Source organism: Parasphingorhabdus halotolerans (assembly GCF_012516475.1).
Lineage (GTDB): Bacteria > Pseudomonadota > Alphaproteobacteria > Sphingomonadales > Sphingomonadaceae > Parasphingorhabdus > Parasphingorhabdus halotolerans.
The window spans coordinates 2,688,129-2,702,784 of the sequence record NZ_CP051217.1 but is presented as its reverse complement, the minus strand read 5'-3'; the positions used below and the strand labels follow the sequence as shown (position 1 = coordinate 2,702,784).

Annotated in this window: 13 protein-coding genes and 2 pseudogenes; 6 read left to right on the top strand and 9 right to left on the bottom strand. The window is 53.4% G+C overall.

Annotation, left to right across the window (positions count from 1 at the left end):
- Positions 1 to 96: 96 nt before the first annotated feature.
- A complete protein-coding gene (locus HF685_RS13315) occupies positions 97 to 1,920 on the top strand; it encodes an acyclic terpene utilization AtuA family protein (RefSeq protein WP_168820412.1) in 1,824 nt (607 codons plus the stop codon).
- Between the two features lie 15 nt (positions 1,921 to 1,935).
- Positions 1,936 to 2,571, top strand: coding sequence for a maleylpyruvate isomerase family mycothiol-dependent enzyme (locus HF685_RS13310; RefSeq protein ID WP_211051193.1), 636 nt, complete (start codon positions 1,936 to 1,938; stop codon positions 2,569 to 2,571).
- A 189-nt stretch (positions 2,572 to 2,760) separates the two neighbouring features.
- Here the strand turns inward: HF685_RS13310 and HF685_RS13305 are convergent, their stop codons facing one another.
- Entirely contained in the window at positions 2,761 to 4,347 is a 1,587-nt protein-coding gene (locus tag HF685_RS13305; RefSeq protein ID WP_168820411.1) for a fatty acid--CoA ligase, read from the bottom strand.
- A 167-nt stretch (positions 4,348 to 4,514) separates the two neighbouring features.
- On the opposite strand from HF685_RS13305, the gene HF685_RS13300 reads away from it, so the two are divergent.
- On the top strand, positions 4,515 to 5,303 hold the full coding sequence (locus HF685_RS13300; RefSeq protein ID WP_168820410.1) for a sugar phosphate isomerase/epimerase family protein: 789 nt from the start codon (positions 4,515 to 4,517) through the stop codon (positions 5,301 to 5,303).
- 10 nt (positions 5,304 to 5,313) lie between these two features.
- The gene (locus tag HF685_RS13295) at positions 5,314 to 5,775 is read left to right on the top strand and encodes a nuclear transport factor 2 family protein (protein ID WP_168820409.1); all 462 of its coding nucleotides are present in this window, start codon (positions 5,314 to 5,316) and stop codon (positions 5,773 to 5,775) included.
- On the opposite strand, the gene HF685_RS13290 is transcribed toward HF685_RS13295, so the two are convergent.
- The 5 genes from HF685_RS13290 to HF685_RS13270 form a co-directional block, all read right to left on the bottom strand.
- On the bottom strand, positions 5,720 to 6,652 hold the full coding sequence (locus HF685_RS13290) for an alpha/beta hydrolase (protein WP_168820408.1): 933 nt from the start codon (positions 6,650 to 6,652) through the stop codon (positions 5,720 to 5,722). The genes HF685_RS13295 and HF685_RS13290 overlap by 56 nt on opposite strands.
- 93 nt (positions 6,653 to 6,745) lie before the next feature.
- The gene (locus HF685_RS13285) at positions 6,746 to 8,020 is read right to left on the bottom strand and encodes a serine hydrolase domain-containing protein (RefSeq protein ID WP_168820407.1); all 1,275 of its coding nucleotides are present in this window, start codon (positions 8,018 to 8,020) and stop codon (positions 6,746 to 6,748) included.
- Positions 8,021 to 8,029: 9 nt separating this feature from the next.
- Positions 8,030 to 8,671, bottom strand: coding sequence for a CoA transferase subunit B (locus HF685_RS13280; RefSeq protein WP_168820406.1), 642 nt, complete (start codon positions 8,669 to 8,671; stop codon positions 8,030 to 8,032).
- 3 nt (positions 8,672 to 8,674) lie between these two features.
- Positions 8,675 to 9,580 (bottom strand): HAD family hydrolase, encoded by a 906-nt coding sequence (locus HF685_RS13275; protein WP_168820405.1) that lies wholly within the window; start codon positions 9,578 to 9,580, stop codon positions 8,675 to 8,677.
- Between the two features lie 23 nt (positions 9,581 to 9,603).
- Complete coding sequence (locus HF685_RS13270; RefSeq protein WP_168820404.1) at positions 9,604 to 10,311, bottom strand: CoA transferase subunit A; 708 nt, start codon at positions 10,309 to 10,311, stop codon at positions 9,604 to 9,606.
- A 102-nt stretch (positions 10,312 to 10,413) separates the two neighbouring features.
- On the opposite strand from HF685_RS13270, the gene HF685_RS13265 reads away from it, so the two are divergent.
- A complete protein-coding gene (locus tag HF685_RS13265) occupies positions 10,414 to 11,499 on the top strand; it encodes an esterase-like activity of phytase family protein (protein ID WP_168820403.1) in 1,086 nt (361 codons plus the stop codon).
- Positions 11,500 to 11,521: 22 nt separating this feature from the next.
- Here the strand turns inward: HF685_RS13265 and rpmB are convergent, their stop codons facing one another.
- On the bottom strand, positions 11,522 to 11,812 hold the full coding sequence (gene rpmB, locus HF685_RS13260; protein ID WP_168820402.1) for a 50S ribosomal protein L28: 291 nt from the start codon (positions 11,810 to 11,812) through the stop codon (positions 11,522 to 11,524).
- 149 nt (positions 11,813 to 11,961) lie between these two features.
- On the opposite strand from rpmB, the pseudogene HF685_RS16430 reads away from it, so the two are divergent.
- Positions 11,962 to 12,414 (top strand): annotated as a pseudogene (locus HF685_RS16430) (nucleoside deaminase); the annotation flags it as partial.
- A 7-nt stretch (positions 12,415 to 12,421) separates the two neighbouring features.
- On the opposite strand, the gene HF685_RS13255 reads toward HF685_RS16430, so the two are convergent.
- A complete protein-coding gene (locus HF685_RS13255; RefSeq protein WP_168820401.1) occupies positions 12,422 to 13,222 on the bottom strand; it encodes a LytR/AlgR family response regulator transcription factor in 801 nt (266 codons plus the stop codon).
- 236 nt (positions 13,223 to 13,458) lie between these two features.
- Positions 13,459 to 14,538, bottom strand: a pseudogene (locus tag HF685_RS13250) (sensor histidine kinase); the annotation flags it as partial.
- Positions 14,539 to 14,656 lie beyond the last annotated feature (118 nt).

Sequence of the window (14,656 nt, the reverse complement as noted above, 5' to 3'; positions counted from 1 at the left end):
ACCGTCATCACGATATGGGTCATCACAGAATCGAATGCCGGATAGAAACTTCGAATAAAATCTGCCAAGACATAGATATTGTATCGGAAGAGAAAAATGACGGACCATTCCCCAGACAATAAAACTATCCGCATTGGTGGAGCCAGCGGATATTGGGGTGAAAGCGCGATGGCGACGCCCCAACTTCTGGGTGCCGATGTCGACTATCTGGTTTATGATTATCTGGCAGAAATCACCATGTCGATCATGGCGCGGGCGCATGCAAAAAACCCGGAAGCCGGTTACGCAACGGATTTTATCAGCGCGGTATTGCAGCCTCATGCCAAGGACATTGCTGCCAAAGGGGTGAAGCTGATCGCGAACGCAGGTGGGGTCAATCCGGTCTCTTGCGGCGCGGCGGCGCGAGCCATTATCAAGGAGCAAGGGCTTGACCTCAAAGTCGCAGTCATAACGGGTGACAATCTGCTTCCCGAGATAGATCGGATCGCCAGCCAAGCACCAACCGAAATGTTTACTGGTGCGCTCTTCCCGGAGAAAGACAAGATCGCCAGCATTAACGCCTATTTAGGGGCGTATCCGATTGCCAAAGCGCTTAGCGAAGGCGCGGATATCGTGATCACCGGCCGCGTCGTGGACAGCGCAGTGACACTGGGTGCCTGCATCCATGAGTTTGGCTGGGGAACCGGCGAGTTTGATCTCCTCGCCAGCGGCAGTCTTGCAGGGCATATCCTGGAGTGCGGACCACAGGCGACAGGCGGTAACTTTACCGACTGGGAAGACGCAGGCGACATTTCCAATATTGGCTACCCGATAGGAGAGGTTTCCGCAGACGGTTCGGTTGTTGTTACCAAACCAGCAGGGACCGGCGGCGTTGTAAACGTCGGCACCGTTTCCGAGCAGATGCTCTATGAGATTGGCGATCCGCAAGCCTATATGCTACCCGATGTTGTCTGCGATTTTTCCGGCGTGCAGATCACCCAGCTGGACGCGGACAAGGTCCAAGTATCACCGGCGAAAGGCTCTCCCGCGCCGGATAGCTACAAAACCTGCCTGACCTTTTCGGACGGATTTCGGGGCGGCACCTATTTGAGTTTTTACGGGTTCGAAGCCGACCGAAAAGCGCAAAAATATAGCGATGCGGCTTTCGAACGGGCCAACGCGGTTCTGCGGCGACATAATCTTGGCGAATATACAGAAACCAGCGTCGAACTGATGGGCGGGGAAAGCCAATATGGTGATTTTGCGTCCGATCATGAGCCTCGCGAGGTGGTCTGCAAAATTGCAGCAAAACATCCTGAGGCAGCGGCGCTCGAAATATTGCTCAAGGAACTCACCGGGCTGGGACTTGCGACCCCGCCGGGACTGAGCGGGTTTTCCGGTGCGCGTGCGAAACCTTCGCCGGTGGTGCGGTTATTCTCGTATCTGACACCCAAAGGCAGTTTGTCCGCAACAATCGATGTCGATGGTAAAATCCTTAGATATGATGATGCGCCGGGAGTCCTGTTTGATTCTTCAAGTCTAACGCGTCCGAGCGTTCCGGAAGCGCCAATAACATCTGATGAAATGGTCGAAGTCCCTTTGATTAAACTGGCGTGGGCGCGCTCGGGTGATAAAGGCAATAAGGCGAATATCGGTGTTATCGCACGGCATTCCGATTATCTCCCCTATATTTGGGCCTCGCTCAGCGAGAAATCCGTCGCTGCAAGATTTAGCCACTTTATCGAGGGTGAGACGAGCCAAGCGCGCATCGAAAAATACTATCTGTCCGGTTCCCATGCGGTGAATTTTCTGATCGATGCGGTGCTTGGCGGTGGCGGCGTCGCGAGCATCAGAAATGATGCGCAAGGCAAGGGATATGGGCAAATATTGCTGGCCCATCCAGTAGCCATTCCGAAAAACGTAGCCGAGACTTTGATTTGAGAGGAAAGATTAAGCATGCAAGAAGCGACAGATTTTAGAGACGAGAGTGATACGATAGCCCAGCTATTGGCCTCCGCAGATGAGCCCCTGTTTGCGACCGTTACACAATTCAAGAAATGGACGATTGAAGATGTCATTGGCCATCTGTATGTCTGGAATGTTGCGGCTTTGACAACACTGGAAAACCCGGATGGTTTCAAGACATTCATTCGGGATTTCATGGGCCAGTTTCAAAAAGGGCTTGGCCATATTGAGGCACAGCGCATCTGGCTGGACGAGAATGCAGATGGCGTGCGGGGCAAAGCTCTGTTTGATACCTATTGTGAATATTATCCCAAACTGGCTTCCGCCTATGACGCCGCCGACCCGGAAGCGCGTGTCGCATGGGCAGGCCCTGATATGAGCACACAGTCCAAGATCATCGCGCGGCAAATGGAAACATGGTCCCACGGTCAGGAGATTTTCGACATATTGGGTCAGGATCGCGAAGAGGGCGACCGGGTGCGCAATATCGCCCATCTGGGCGTGACCACTTATGGTTGGACTTTTCGCAATCGCAAGGAAGAGCCGCCGGCTCCCAAGCCTTTTGTTCAACTCACTGCGCCGTCCGGCACAACCTGGGAATGGAATGATCCCAGGATGATAATGTAGTCAAAGGCAGTGCTGTGGAGTTTTCCCAGATTGTAACGCAGACGCGCAATGTCAAAGATACCGCTATCCAAACGATAGGAGATACCGCCAGGCGCTGGATGGACATTGCGCAATGTTTCGCAGGCGGGCCTGAAACGCCGCCAGCCGCTGGCGTTCGCCGCAAGCTTTCATCGACTTCAGTCTAGCACATCAGTTAACCGCCCGGTCCTTGCCCTCCCAATAGGGTGCGCGCAAATCCTTGCGGAGGATTTTACCTGACGGATTGCGCGGCAATGCGTCTATAAAGTCGACCGATTTCGGGCATTTATAGCCCGCAATATGATCACGCGCATGGGCGATAACCTCCGCTTCGGTCAGCTGCTGCCCGGCCTTGACTACCACGCAGGCCTTCACCGCCTCGCCCCATTTCTCATCGGGTATGCCGACCACGGCAACATCGGCGACTTTGGGATTGGTGTAGATCGCGTTCTCAACCTCGGCCGGATAGATATTCTCGCCGCCGGAAATGATCATATCCTTCAACCGATCATGAATATAGAGATAGCCGTCTTCATCAAGATAACCGGCGTCTCCCGTCCGTAACCAGCCGTCAGCATCGATTGTCTCGGCAGTTGCATCGGGCCGATTCCAATAGCCTTTCATATTTTTTGCAGATCGCGTGGCGATTTCACCAACTGAATGTGGCGGCAATTCTTCCAGACTATCCGGATCAATGATTTTGATTTCAACACCGGGCAACGGCGTGCCGACCGAGCGCATTTTCTCGTTGCCATTTACGTCGTGATCTTCAGGATTGAGAGTCGTAATTGTGCCACTGGTTTCGGTCATCCCGTACATCTGGACAAAGCCGCAACCAAGCACATCCATCGCCTGCTTCATCAGTTCGAGCGGGATTGGCGATGCGCCATAGGTAATATACTTGAGTTTGGAAAAATCCACCTCGCTGGCGCGGGGATGGTTCAGCATAATCTGGATCGCGGCAGGCACCATGAATATCTTCGAGATATTATATTGCTCGATCAGTTCCAGCGCCTGGGTTGGATCATATTCCGGCAACACAATCGCGCTGCCGCCGGTATATAATACAACGAGCCCGGTGCCAGTGCCACTAATATGGAAGCACGGCATGGCGAGCAATGTGATCTCACCTTCCACCGGTTTTTGCCAATCCATAAGATCCTCTTCCGCAATGCCAGCGGAGCGCGAGGAAAAGATTGATCCGTTGGTCATGATCGCGCCTTTGGGGTGACCGGTCGTCCCCGAGGTATAAAGTTGCAGCGCGTCATCATCGGCGGCGCATTCCACCATCGGATCAATCGGTTCAAAACCATCCCGCCAAGCAGGATAAGAGGCGAAATCACCCTCCGCTTTCTCCGCGCCAAAGATCATCTCGACATGTTGCAACGCAGGCTTTATTTTACGGACAAGTTCATCAAAACCCGGCCCGATAAACATGATTTTCGCGCCGCAGTCGTTGAGAATATAGGCCACTTCCGGCGGGGCCAGCCGCCAGTTGACCGGCACCATCACCGCGCCCAGCTTGGCTGCTCCAACCAATATTTCAAAATAGAGATGCGAGTTTTTCCCCATATAGGAAATCCGGTCACCCTTGCCAACGCCTTTGGAGGCCAGCGCTTGCGCCGCGCGGTTGCTGTCCCGGTCCAACCGAGCATAGGTCATCTCGTCACCTTCGAACGTGAAGACCACGGCATCGGGTTGTTCCTGTGCTTGAAACCGCACAACATCACTTATGGAAATAATATCCTCTTCTCGCATTCTGATTCCTTTTTTCCCGGACTTGCTTCCTTGCGCCGGTTTGTTTCTCCGATGTGCAGTCTAGAGCCGCCGCTGATCAACGCGACCTAGCATATTCATTAGCTTTCAGTCCGCTTCTGCTCCAATTGCATAGGTGAAATACGAGCGCAGCCTTGTAAACAAAAGCGATGCGCGAATTGGCACTTCACCAGATTACGATGATGGACGGCGGCCCCGAAGGACTGGTGCGCTTTGCAGCTGAGATGAGATTGCGCCGTGTGTGTCTGTTTACCGCATCTCCGCGACATGCAGGCGGATCGAACATGTTTCCAGTCGTCGACGCCGATAATGCAGGTTCTTTCAAAAAATTTCTGCGGGACCACCACGTCTCGATCATCAATGCCGAATATTTCCCGATCATGCCGGATTGCGATGTCTCTGAATATACTGGTGCGCTGGAACTGGCTGCGGATTTGGGAGCGACGCGTGCGGTCACCCATATTCATGAAACCAGCATCATTCGGGCGGAAGACCAGCTCGCCAAGCTATGCGCCCTCGCGACTTCGCTTGGAATGGAAGTCGGCCTGGAGTTTACCGGCTTTGCCAAAGGGTGCGATAGCCTCATCGCCGCGAAGGCCTGGCACGACCGCATGGGCCAAGCTAATCTGAAAATCGCGATTGATGCGCTGCATCTGTTTCGCACCGGCGGTGCCTTGGAACAGATGGAGGCTTTGGACCCTGAAATGATTGGCTATGCCCAAATCTGCGATGGCCCTGACTTTCGGCTATCTGACGACTATATTGCAGAAGCCATGAACCGGCAAATTCCCGGAGATGGAATCTTTCCGTTAAAAGAATTTGTCACCTTGCTCGGCGACCATGTCGATATTGATATTGAGGTGCCGCACACTGGCGGGATTAGCCCGAAAGCCTGGGCGACCCGCGCCGTTCATGCCAGCCAAAGTTTATTGCAATGAGGGAGATATCATGACCCACGAAGAGCTAGTCGACCGGACGAAAATTACCAACCATGTGCTGAACTATTCCACCGGCATAGATCAGCACAAGTGGGAATTATACCGCTCGATCTTTACCGACGAAATCACCATGGATTTTTCCAGCTGGTCCGGCGATCCTGCGGTGACGATGGCTGCTGATGACTGGGTGACAGGCGTCCGCGCTGCGCTCGAGCCGTTTGATGCAACCCAGCATGTACTCACGAATTTCGCCGTTGCAGTGAACGGCGATAATGCGACCTGCACTTGCTATGTATCCGCGCATCATCATCTTGTGACTGGTGATTTGCGGGAGATGCACTCTATAGGCGGATATTATGTCCACCAACTGGCGCGCAATGGGACCGGCTGGCTGATCCACGAAACTCAGCTGAACGTTACTTGGGAGATGGGTGACCGGGGGCTGTTTGCGCTAGCGGTTGCACGGCGCTGATCACATTTGCTTTCAGGAAGGTAACGCTGTCTGTCAGGACCGTCGCCTTATCGCGAAACGGGATCGACAGGGCCATCACCACATCTTCGTGATCCAACCCTTTATAGTTGATCATCTCCACCTTAGCTCCGGCCCCTTCCAGCTTGGACGTTAGGTTGACGGCATTATAAGGCCGCACCGTTGTGTCTTCACTGCTGGTTAGCAGCAGCATCGCCGGCGCATCTGCCCTTGCAAAATTTACCGGCTGGGTCCGCTCGGGTTTCTTATATTTGCTCATAGCGTCAATCGAACGTTTTTTATCGAATGGATAGAAATCATAGGGGCCACTCATCCCAACCACAGCACGCACCGAGGAAATTTTCACGCCGGCGGCCGCAAGCCAGCTCGGGTCGAGCGCCAGCAGCACAGCCGTATGCGCGCCCGCACTATGCCCTGAAAACGCAAGCCGCTCAGGATCCCCGCCATATTTCGCGATATTATCCTGCACCCAGCGCACAGCCTGCGCGCCATCTTCAATAAATGCGGGGAAATGCACCTGTGGTACCTTGCGGTAATCGGGAACGACAACGATAAACCCCGCTTTCGCAAAGGCCTTGGCGGCGAAAGCATAATCCTGGCGGGATCCTTTAACCCATCCGCCGCCATGCCAGAATATCAATACCGGTTTTTTGGAATCAGCCACCATGTCGTTAGCGCCCCACACATCAAGCATCTGGCCATGGTCACCAAAAGCTATGTCTTGACCAACCAGTTTGGTGCCCGAGCCACCACCCATCACCGCATCGTATTTGCTCAGCAATCCCGGAGGGGAAGCCGAATAGAGATAAAGGCCAACGGCAGCGACCAGCGCCAATATGGTCAAGATAATCATCTTCATGCGGTTACGGCCCCTGGCTCAAAATATCAACTGGAAACATCATATATTCTGCCAACAATAAGGCAACATGGTGCAGAATCTAAACTCTGGTGATCACTGGCTCATAGTTCCCGTCTCAACCGGTGGCGGATCGGGAAGCGGAATGTCGCTCGTGTCCAGCCAATTGCTGGTCTCGCGACGATAATAGCTGTCGAGCGCAGCAAAGGGAATGCGAAACGGAATACCCCACCCGCTATTCCACATCGCGACCACGCCCGTGCGTGTCACCGGATCGAAAATCATCGTGGCGCGAAACCCGTCTACCGCTCCTGAATGACCAATCAGCCGATGTCCTGCATAAGTGACGCTGCGCCAGCCCAGCCCATAAGCGGCGTTAGAAAGCGCGCGCGCAAGGTCACCACTGTAGAGCCGGGGCGTTTTGGTAAGTGGGGCATGGGCCAGCATCAGAGCTTCGCTCGGGAGAACATCACTGTTTTCACCCATCTGCGCCTGCATCCACCGCGCCATATCCAGGATATTGCTGTTGACTCCGGCTGCGGCGGGCAAGCGCCAATATGATTCCACCGGCACGCGCACCTCATATCCACGATGCGGGTGCGCCCAGCTTTTAGCGCCGGTCAGGCCTGCCATGCCAAATTTGGCGCTGGTCATGCCGAGCGGTTTAAACAAATTGTCCTCAACCGCTTGCGGATAAGGTTCGCCGGCAGCGGCTCCCAATATCTCGCTTGACGCATCGAACGCGATATTCTGGTAAGTGTGGCACTCACCTGGAACGCATTGCAACGGTGCCGTGGCGAGCTGGTTGCGGAGCAGTCCGGGGCTGTCTCCATCCTCAAGTTTGCGGTCAAACGCATTTTTGGTGAGCCCGCTGCGATGCGACATGAGCTGGGCGAGCGTCACATAGTCATTCGCGCCGCCTGGCAGACGCAGTGTACTGTTCCATCTGGCGAGCGGCTGATCGATATCAAGCTTGCCTTCGGTCACCAGTCTGGCGGCCAATGTTCCTGCGACAGTCTTTGAAACCGAAGCCCAGCGGAACACGGTTTCCGGCGTTACCGGCTCGCGCGACCGTTTGTCGGTTACGCCATAGGTGCTGACAAAGCGAAGCTCGCCATCTTCAACAATGGCCACCGCAAGACCAGCCATTTCGGGTCGTAGCGAGAGCGCGACCAGCTGCCGGTCCAGCGCGCGATAATCGATCCGGCCATCCCATTCTTCGGGAGTGTCAGGTAGTGTATCCTTCGGACCCGCTATTCCTGCCGCCATGACCGGAAAATCCACCTGCTGTCCGGTAAACGCCCGATAACTGTACCAGACAACGAGCGAGATCGCAGCCAGCGCGAATAATAGAACTAGCAGTTTTTTCATTGTGCGCTGCTAGACAGCAACCCCATATTGTGCGGTGGTCTTGGCCGCGACGTCCTCCGCGTTCACATTCGGTGCCAGCTCGATCAGCCGGAACTGGCTATCATGGTCTGTCCGTTGGAACACACAAAGGTCAGTGATAATCATATCCACCACATTGGTGCCGGTCAGCGGCAGTGTGCAATTGGGAATAAATTTGGGCGATCCATCCTTGGCACAGTGATCCATCACCACAATGATCTTCTTGACGCCTGCAACCAGATCCATCGCACCGCCCATGCCCTTGATCATTTTCCCGGGGATCATCCAGTTGGCGATATCACCATTTTCAGCCACTTCCATCGCGCCCAATACGGTCAGATCTATATGACCGCCACGGATCATCGCGAAACTGTCGGAACTGCCAAAATAGCTCGTTGAAGGCAGCTCGCTGATCGTTTGCTTGCCCGCGTTAATCAGATCGGGATCTTCTTCGCCTTCATAAGGGAACGGCCCGATGCCAAGCATTCCGTTTTCAGATTGCAGTGTTACTTCCACACCATCCGGAATATGGTTTGCAACCAGCGTCGGGATACCAATACCAAGGTTGACATAATAGCCGTCGTGCAGCTCCTTGGCAGCCCGCGCCGCCATCTGGTTTCTGTCCCAAGGCATTTGTTATCCTTCTTCTTCGAGTTCGACGGCATCATCTCCGGCGCTGGTGACCAGCGGTGGCGGTGCGATAAACCAGCCATTACCAAACATATGCTCCAAAGTTATCGCGCCATCAGGGTCACGCAGATAATCGTATAGTTCATCAAAATCCGAGCGGCTGTCCCCGGCCATAGCCACAATGCAGTAGTTGTTGGCCGCGTCCCAGCGGCGTTCCTGCTTGCGGTCTTCACCGCCCCGGTCGAGAAACAGGAAATCATCAGCGCCACTCGCTGACAGCTCGGCATCCTTCAATATCGCGCTGATCCGGTCGGATAAGACACTGGGTTCGTCCGACAACCAGATCACACTAATTTTGGCAGCTCGCAACTCGCCAAGCGCCTCTACCAGACCGTTTTGACGGTAAAGTGTTTCCGAGCGGGACCAGCCGCTGTTCGACTTGTCGTCCATATCGATGAGTACGGCCAGAGGCTTGCCTTCACAGCGCACTGTTTTTGGCTTGAAGATGTCGACACGCGGCACGAGAACTGCCGACTTGACCCCCTCGCCGGCTTCCAATTTGACCGCCTGGCCCAAGGCATAACGCGCGAAATCATCATATGGTCGCGGTTGTAGCACGTCCAGAGGCCTGAAAAACCGGGAAAGATATTGTCGGCTCTCATCGCTCAAGGCCGTGTCAGGCTCATCGATTGCGCCACCCTGCCCGGTGAAGTCGGTTCGAGAATCGGATGTTTCAGCGGCCAATACCGTATCGACATTTGTCGGAAGAAAAACCTCCACCGCACCGCTCGCTACAAATTCCCTCTTCGCCTTTACCCGGTCTATCTCGGTCTTGCCCATCATACCGGCAGCCGCGATTGGCAATAGCGCGGCGACACAACCGGAAAGCAGAGGCACTACAGAGATTGCCAACAAGGATAGATGCCTGGGCTGCATCAAGCAGTTTCCCGTTCACGCGTCATCAGGAACTCGATTTTCTTGTCATAGGGCGCACCGCAGATCAGGCGCTTTACATAAATGCTCGGCAGATGAATGGCATCAGGGTCCAGCGCGCCAACTTCGACGATCTCTTCCACCTCCGCGACGCAGATTTTCCCAGCCGTGGCCATCGGCGCGTTGAAGTTGCGGGCGGTCTTGCGGAAGATAAGATTGCCCGCCATGTCCGCTTTCCAGCCTTTTATCAGGCAGACGTCAGCAAATATGCCGCGCTCAAGTATATAATCTTCGCCGTCAAATTCTTTCACTTCCTTGCCCTCGGCGACCTGCGTGCCAACGCCTGTTTTGGTATAAAAGCCAGGAATCCCTGCTCCGCCTGCACGGCAGCGCTCCGCCAAAGTCCCTTGCGGACAAAATTCCACTTCGAGTTCGCCAGACAGAAATTGTCGCTCGAATTCCTTGTTTTCACCGACATAAGACGAGATCATTTTTTTTACCTGCCTAGATCGCAGCAGCTTGCCCAGTCCTTCATTATCAATACCGGCATTGTTGGAAGCGATAGTGAGGTCTTTGACGCCAGCATCTCGCAGCGCGTCAATCAGCCGTTCGGGAATACCACAAAGGCCAAATCCGCCGACACAAAGATGCATGCCATCAAATAGCAAACCTTCGAGCGCAGCGGCCGCATCAGGGTATATTTTCTTCATAGTCGGGCGTCCTACATGTTCTGGCCGCCGTTTAGCTTATCTTTCACGCCAGCGTCCAGAATAGAATATATTTCCAGCGGTTAATCGGTTAGGAGACGCGGTGTGACCCGATTGTTCGCCTGCCTTTCTCTGCTCTTTTTTCTGGTTCCTGTAACTTATGTTCACGGGCCAACGCCGCCGAAAAACAACAGCCAGTATATCAACCTGGAACCAATCCGCTTCAGTTCTGATAACCCTCTGCGAACAAGCGTTGGCCGACTGGAATTTTTGGCAGGCTGGAGAATGACCAGCGGCAATGGTGATTTCGGTGGCATTTCATCAATGCTTGCACTTGCTGATAACCGCTTTTTCTTTTTGAGCGACGCGGGTGTGTTGATTGGCTTCACTCTGGATGAACAAAACAACAAGGCCGTACGCCCGTTTATTGCGCCGTTGCCCGATGGGCCGGCCAAAATGAACGAATTTGCGAAAGAAAAATGGGATGCAGAATCGCTGGTATATGATCCGCGCACTGGGCAATATTGGGTAGGCTATGAGCATCACCACGAGCTCTGGCGCTATGGTCCTTCCTTTGCGCGTAAGGAGGCGTCGCAAAAGGTTCCGAAAATGCAGAAATGGCCGCAAAATGGTGGAGCAGAAGCCATGCTTCGCCTTGTCGATCAAAAAACCGGCGAAAATCGGTTTCTGGTCTTTTCCGAGAAGGCTCCTTTCTCAAAAGGCGGTTATCAGGCGCTTATATTTGACGGCGATCCCGCCGAACCCGACACCAAATCAGTACGTTTTGGATATCAACCGCCGGATGGCTATAATCTGACCGATGCGGTTCTTTTTGGGAATGATCAGGCTTTGTTGCTGCACCGTCGTTTTACGCCACTCGACGGCGTGTCAGCGATCCTGTCGGTCGCCAAGCCTTCGGAGATAAAACCGGATCGTGTCTGGACGTCCACTAAAATTGCGACGCTCAAACCGCCGATGCGGGTGGACAATATGGAAGCCTTGGCTGTGACTGAAGAAGGCGGCGAAAAAATCATCTGGATCGCATCGGATGATAATTTCAACGCCGTGCAGGAGACGATATTACTGAAATTCCGTCTGCTTAAAGGCAAACAGAAACGCAAGGGACCGCCTGCAATCCCAGGCAAAGAAAAAGCCGGAGCGGACCCCGGCTTTTCATCGCTCGGCCAATAGCCAAGCCAGATATGCGATTCGCTTAAGCGGCAGCAGGCTGCTTTTTGACGATTTCCTTTTTCAGACGGCGCGCCTTGAGGCTCAGCTTGTCGTCCGATGTTTTCAACAACCAGTTGTCAAGACCACCGACATGCTCAACCGACCGTATGCCATGGGTTGAAACACGCAGTTTGACACCTTTTTGCAGAGCATCGGACAGCAAGGTCACATTTTGCAGGTTGGGCAAAAAGGTTTTCTTGGTCCGGTTTTTCGCGTGGGAAACATTATTACCCACCATCCGAGTTTTACCTGTCAGTTCGCAAATCCGCGACATCGCATAAGTCCAATTTTTTTGTTGTTGAGTGATTCCCATGCGGGAAAGAGTGGGCACCTAACCACAATCTGCCGGTTCGTCAAGCATTGCGGGGAGATAATTGCTTCCTGTTCTGGCCAATGCGCGGCTTTCGCGCTAGTCGCCTCATCATGGCTCAAGATCCGTTCACCTCTTTCATGCCTGAAGCGCTTGCCTTGGCTCGGACGGCGCAACAACGCGGAGAAGTACCGGTCGGCGCTGTCGTGGTTCACAACGGCGCGATTATCGGACGCGGATATAATCTCTCGCGCACCAATGCAGATCCCAGCGCCCATGCAGAAATAGTAGCCATGCGCGAGGCGGCGGTGCACCTACAGAATGACCGGCTTGATAACTGCGATCTGTGGGTGACGCTGGAACCCTGCACCATGTGCGCAGGCATGATCTCCCATGCCAGAATTAGGCGCTTATATTATAGTGTACCGGATCCCAAAGGGGGTGCCGTAGAGAGTGGCGTGAGGTTTTTCGACCAAGAAACCTGTCATCATGCGCCGGACGTTTATAGCGGATTCGAGGCCGATGCTGCGGCGCTATTGCTCAAAGAATTTTTCGCGATGCGCCGCCCCGAACCTAATGGACAAACCGCGCGACGACATCGCGGTAGCTGCGTGATACTTTCACCTGCGCGCCTGAACCGAGTACCAGAAAACACTCACCGTTGGTGTGCGGCTTCACTTCACGCACCTGGCTGAGGTTAACGATTGTAGAACGGTGGACGCGCTGGAAGTTGCGCGGATCGAGGCGCTTTTCCAGGTCTTTCATTGTCTCGCGCAAAATCAGGGAATTATCTGCTGTATAAATACACATGTAGTCACCCGCTGCATCTATCCGCTCAATCGTATCCACATCGACCCGGAAAATCTGGCCACGGTCTTTGACGTTGATCAGTTTTTCATATCGGTTAGCGGCGGCTGGTTCGTCATTATGTTCCATATCCGCAATCGCATTGGGCGCGACTTCGTTCAGTACATTTTTGAGCTTTTCAATCTCCTCTGCGCCGCGTTTTTCGGTGAGTCTTTTGCGGACCCGGTCGAGCGCATCGGCCAGTCGGTCTTCCTCGACAGGCTTGACCAGATAATCAATCGCGGACGCTTCGAAAGCGCGCACCGCATGGTCGGCATAAGCGGTCACGAAAATAAACAATGGCGGTTCGATTTCCATGACGCCCTGTACCACAGAGAAACCGTCAAATCCCGGCATCTGGATATCCAGAAACACCAGATCAGGCTTAAGCGTCTTAATCTTGCGGATCGCCTCACGTCCATTGCTGCAAGTATCAACAATCTCGATATCTTCAAATTTCTCCAAGCGGATTTGCAGACCCTGAATTGCGAGCTTCTCATCGTCCACCAAAATTGTCTTGATTGTCATGCCTATATTTCCTTGTGCTGCAATGTCGCCACTGCTGGAGACGTTGCTGGTTTTGCGCCTGACCCGGTGTCATTTCCTGAATTTGGCTCTGGATTAGATCCTGCATTCAGTTGATCCACCGGTTGTGGCAATATCTCCCCGTTGGTTGCATGCTCCCCAAAAATAGCCTCGTTATACCCACCCCTGTTGGCGCTCGGGTCGGAAGATTGTGCATCTTCGATAGCTTTACGCTCTATTTGCTCCCGTGTTTCAAAGGGGAACGCGATCTTGACGGTAAAACCGCCGCCAGCCGAAGAAACTATCTCAAATCTATGTGCTTCTCCATAAGCTTGGTTTAATCGCTCCTGAATATTGCCAAGCCCGACACCAGTGGAGCTGGCATGCGTATTTACAGGACCGTTCTTTCCCGGACCAGTATCTGCTACCACGATTTCAACTGTATCGCCGTTCAACTTTGCCGAAACAGAAATATCGGCACCTTCTTCTTTTGGTGTCACGGCATATTTAATAGCGTTTTCAACCAGCGGCTGGAGGAGCAGAGATGGCAACAGCGCATCGCGCACGGCAGGATCTATGTCAAAACTGGGTCTCAGCCGTTCCTCAAATCGCATTTTCTCGATATCGAGATAGAGGTGCAAGGTTTCCACTTCCTGCTCAAGCGTAACCCGGCTGTGCACCTCGTTCACGAGTGTATGGCGCAAGAATGACGACAATCTGGAGATCATTGCGTTGGCAGGCTCAGTCTGTCTTAGCAAAACCAGAGTCGAAATGCTGTTCAGCGTGTTAAACAGAAAATGCGGGTTCAACTGATAGCGCAACATCGCCAGCTGCGCCCTGGTCGCCTGCGTTTCCAGCTGCATGAGCTGGTCATTTTGCTCTTCTACCCGCAGAAAATAGTTGATCGCGTAATAGAGCGCCGACCAAGCCCCGAGCATGGTGATATCGACATAGAGATTGGCTAAAAACAAGCTGCCGAAACCGACTTCAGTGGCGGGGTTTAATATCATGAACACCCAGCCATCAATAAATGCGAACAACGCTGCTGCGATTGCCAGCATGAAAGCAGTTGTGCCCCACATCACCAGCGGCTTGCGGTGAATCAGGTTTTTGTAAACCACGGAAAGTAACAAGGAGATAGAATAGCCAGTTATGGTTGAAATAATAACCGGAACCAGAAAATCGAGCGGCACCTGATTGGCGATACCCGATATTGCGCGCAGCACCAGCGCCCCAGCCCAACCGGCCGATTGAAGGTTCCAGAAGGCACGGTTTTTGTTATTAAAAAACGGTTGGGGACGGATTTGCATTGCGGCCATGGCCCTATCTATAGCGCGGCATTGCCGTTTGGGAAAGAATCGCCTATCATTTGGCGAAATAAGATATCCAAGACAATTGTTTTCATGCAAATGCAAAGATGTTTGCTTTCTTACGGAA

Coding starts and splice junctions, on each gene's coding strand:
- HF685_RS13315 (WP_168820412.1), top strand. CDS start 97: ATGACGGACCATTCCCCAGACAATAAAACTATCCGCATTGGTGGAGCC.
- HF685_RS13310 (WP_211051193.1), top strand. CDS start 1,936: ATGCAAGAAGCGACAGATTTTAGAGACGAGAGTGATACGATAGCCCAG.
- HF685_RS13305 (WP_168820411.1), bottom strand. CDS start 4,347: ATGCGAGAAGAGGATATTATTTCCATAAGTGATGTTGTGCGGTTTCAA.
- HF685_RS13300 (WP_168820410.1), top strand. CDS start 4,515: ATGCGCGAATTGGCACTTCACCAGATTACGATGATGGACGGCGGCCCC.
- HF685_RS13295 (WP_168820409.1), top strand. CDS start 5,314: ATGACCCACGAAGAGCTAGTCGACCGGACGAAAATTACCAACCATGTG.
- HF685_RS13290 (WP_168820408.1), bottom strand. CDS start 6,652: ATGAAGATGATTATCTTGACCATATTGGCGCTGGTCGCTGCCGTTGGC.
- HF685_RS13285 (WP_168820407.1), bottom strand. CDS start 8,020: ATGAAAAAACTGCTAGTTCTATTATTCGCGCTGGCTGCGATCTCGCTC.
- HF685_RS13280 (WP_168820406.1), bottom strand. CDS start 8,671: ATGCCTTGGGACAGAAACCAGATGGCGGCGCGGGCTGCCAAGGAGCTG.
- HF685_RS13270 (WP_168820404.1), bottom strand. CDS start 10,311: ATGAAGAAAATATACCCTGATGCGGCCGCTGCGCTCGAAGGTTTGCTA.
- rpmB (WP_168820402.1), bottom strand. CDS start 11,812: ATGTCGCGGATTTGCGAACTGACAGGTAAAACTCGGATGGTGGGTAAT.
- HF685_RS13255 (WP_168820401.1), bottom strand. CDS start 13,222: ATGACAATCAAGACAATTTTGGTGGACGATGAGAAGCTCGCAATTCAG.